The organism is Bacillota bacterium (assembly GCA_036504675.1).
GTDB lineage: Bacteria > Bacillota > Sulfobacillia > JAJYWN01 > JAJZPE01 > DASXUT01.
This window is the reverse complement of the sequence record DASXUT010000130.1, coordinates 1-2800: the sequence shown is the minus strand read 5'-3', so window position 1 is coordinate 2800 and position 2800 is coordinate 1. Positions and strand designations below refer to the sequence as shown.

The 2800-nt window shown below is 66.5% G+C and carries 3 protein-coding genes; 2 read left to right on the top strand and 1 reads right to left on the bottom strand.

From position 1 onward, the window contains the following. Position 1: 1 nt before the first annotated feature. Complete coding sequence (locus VGL40_09080; protein ID HEY3315408.1) at positions 2 to 928, top strand: oligopeptide/dipeptide ABC transporter ATP-binding protein; 927 nt, start codon at positions 2 to 4, stop codon at positions 926 to 928. Positions 929 to 1392: 464 nt separating this feature from the next. Then, on the top strand, positions 1393 to 2541 hold the full coding sequence (locus VGL40_09075) for a DUF2225 domain-containing protein (protein ID HEY3315407.1): 1149 nt from the start codon (positions 1393 to 1395) through the stop codon (positions 2539 to 2541). Between the two features lie 101 nt (positions 2542 to 2642). Here the strand turns inward: VGL40_09075 and VGL40_09070 are convergent. Continuing rightward, a partial coding sequence (locus VGL40_09070) for an MMPL family transporter (GenBank protein HEY3315406.1) occupies positions 2643 to 2800 on the bottom strand: 158 nt, incomplete at its 5' end.

Here is a 2800-nt window from a genome sequence, read left to right as displayed (position 1 = left end):
GGTGGCGGCCGGCTTGTCCTTCGGGGGCCGACGCGAATGGGTCCAGGCGGTCGACGACATCAGCTTCGAAATCGCCCGCGGCGAGACCCTTGGGCTGGTCGGCGAGAGCGGGTCGGGGAAGACCACCGTCGGCCGGACGGTGGCTCGCCTCTACGAGCCGACCTCGGGCAAGGTCGTCTTCGATGGTGTCTCCCTCTTCGAACTCAGCCTCAGCCAGATGCAGAAGACCCGCCGGAAGATCCAGATGATCTTCCAGGACCCCTACGCCTCGCTCAACCCGCGGATGACCGTCGGCGACATCGTCGGCGAGCCCATTGACATCTTCGGGCTGGCCAAGGGCAACGCCCGCAAGGACCTGATCTACAAGCACCTGGAGACCGTCGGGCTGAGCCGCGAGCACGCCAGCCGGTTCCCCCACGAGTTCTCGGGCGGGCAGCGGCAGCGCATCGGGCTGGCCCGCTCGCTGGCCGCCGAGCCCAGCTTCATCATCTGCGACGAACCCATCTCGGCCCTGGACGTCTCGATCCAGGCCCAGGTGGTCAACATGCTCCAGGACCTCCAGGAGAAGATGGGGTTGACCTACCTGTTCATCGCCCATGACCTGGCGATGGTCAAGCACATCTCGAACCGGGTGGCCGTGATGTACCTCGGGAAGATCGTCGAGATCGCCGACGGGTACGAGCTCTACGCCCACCCGACCCATCCCTACACGACGGCCCTTCTCTCGGCCATCCCCATCCCCGACCCGGCGGTGGAGGAGGAACGCCGGCGGATCATCCTCGAGGGCGACGTGCCGAGCCCGATCAACCCGCCGAGCGGCTGCCACTTCCGGACCCGTTGCCGCCTGGCCCAGAAGATCTGTTCGGAGCAGGAGCCCGAGCTGACCGACAGGGGCGGCGGGCATAGGGTGGCCTGCCGGGTAGTCTAGGAAGCATCTTGACCGCTGACAGAAGAACAGGAGCCCGCCGGCGACGGCGGGCTTTTCGTGTGACGAGGAACACATCGTCCGGCGACCACGGCCATGGGTCGCCCCGCGCCGCGGGGGTATGATCTGGTCAGGGGGCGGGGCGATGGTCGAGGCCCCGGGGGCGGCGTCGGGCTCCCTGGCTGAGTCCAGCTCTCCGTCGGGAATCGGACCGAGGGCCGAGACCGCCGGCCCCTAGGGCCATCAGTGGCCCGGGCCACGGGCGGGAGCTTCCGACGACTCACCTGCACCGCCTCTACATGTCCGGGTTTCGGACGTTTTTTGATGTCCAAGTTTTGAACACCCTTCCAGGAGATGGGAACGGCCAGCTAGAGGCGAGTATAGGCGACTGATGGCGGGCCGGGCGGGCTCCGATAATAACGGGTGGAGCAGGTCATTTGGTTGATCCATTGGGAGGGTAGAACCTATTGGCCGACAGTAAACTGTTTTACGATCAGGAAGAGACCTGTCCGGTCTGCCAGAAGAAGTTCAGCGTCCGCAAGGTCCGCCGGTCCATGTGTGCCGTCAGTCGCCGGGACACCGATTTCTCCGTCACCTACCAGAACGTCAACCCCAACATCTATAGCGTCTGGGTCTGTCCGCACTGTGGCTACGCCGCCTCCGAGAGCAACTTCGCCGAGATCAGTCCGCCCGACCAGGAGCGGTTGGAAAGAGGTCTGGCCGAGCAAGGTTACCTCGGGATCGACTTCTCCGGGGAGCGCGACGTTCAGAAAGGGATCACCGCTTTCCTGCAGGCCATCAAGTGTACCGAGATGAAAGGGGCCAGGGCCAGCGCCTTCGCCAGCCTGTATCTGAGATTGGCCTGGCTCTATCGGTCGACCGGCGACCCCAGGGAAGCCGAGTGCTTGGCCAAGTCCCTCGAGAACTACGAGAAGGCCTACAACACCGAGCCTATGCCGATCGGCAAGATGAGTGAGGTGGCCATCACCTACCTCATCGGCGAACTCCACCGGCGGACGGGGAATATGCCCAAGGCCGTCCTCTGGTACAGCCAAGTGGTGGGTAACCCCAAGGCGCGGATGGAGCCGCAAATCCTGCAGCTGGCCAGAGACGGGTGGCAGTCTTCCCGTGAGGCCGCCAGGAAGCAACCCCAGGGGCCGGCGGCCCAAGCCGCGGGTGCCGCCCAGGGCGCGGCCGGATCGGCGGCTGGGAGCGAGTCCGGGGCGGCCGACGCCGGCAAGGCCGAAGTGTCGAAGCCGGTCATCGCCTTCATCTCCACGGCCAACAAAGAGGCCGCCAAGGTGCCGGCCGCCGAAGCCCCGCCGGCCCAGGGGCCCTTCCAGAGGGCCAGGGCCAAGGTGGTCTCGGTGATCACCCTCTACGCCGACCAGGCGGAATGGCTGAAGAAGGTCTCCCTGGCGACCAAGGTCGGCAAGAAGCGGGTCGACTCACAGGGCATCGTCCGGGCCGTCCTGGACTCGGTCCTCGATATCGACCCGAGACTCCTCAAGTGCGAAACCGAAGAGGACATGGCCGCCAGGTTCAAGCTCATCCGCAAGGGCGGTCAGGCGCCGTCCGAGGCCGCCGCCAAGGCGGTCGGCAAGTCGGCCGGCTGAGGCCGCCGGAACCCGCGGAGACGCGAAGAAGAAGGGACAGCCCCGGCGTGGGCTGTCCCTTGTTATTGCCCGGCGTTCATCGGTCGGGCCTGGCGGTTCCTTCATCGGTCGGGCCTGGCGGCCGGCCGCTCCCGACCGCCCGGCCACCAGTTCCAGCGGCCGAGGGAGGAGGCCAAGGCCGGGATGAGGACGGCCCGGATGAGGAAGGTGTCGACCAGGACGCCCATGGCCACGGTCGCGCCGACCTGGAAGAGGAGGC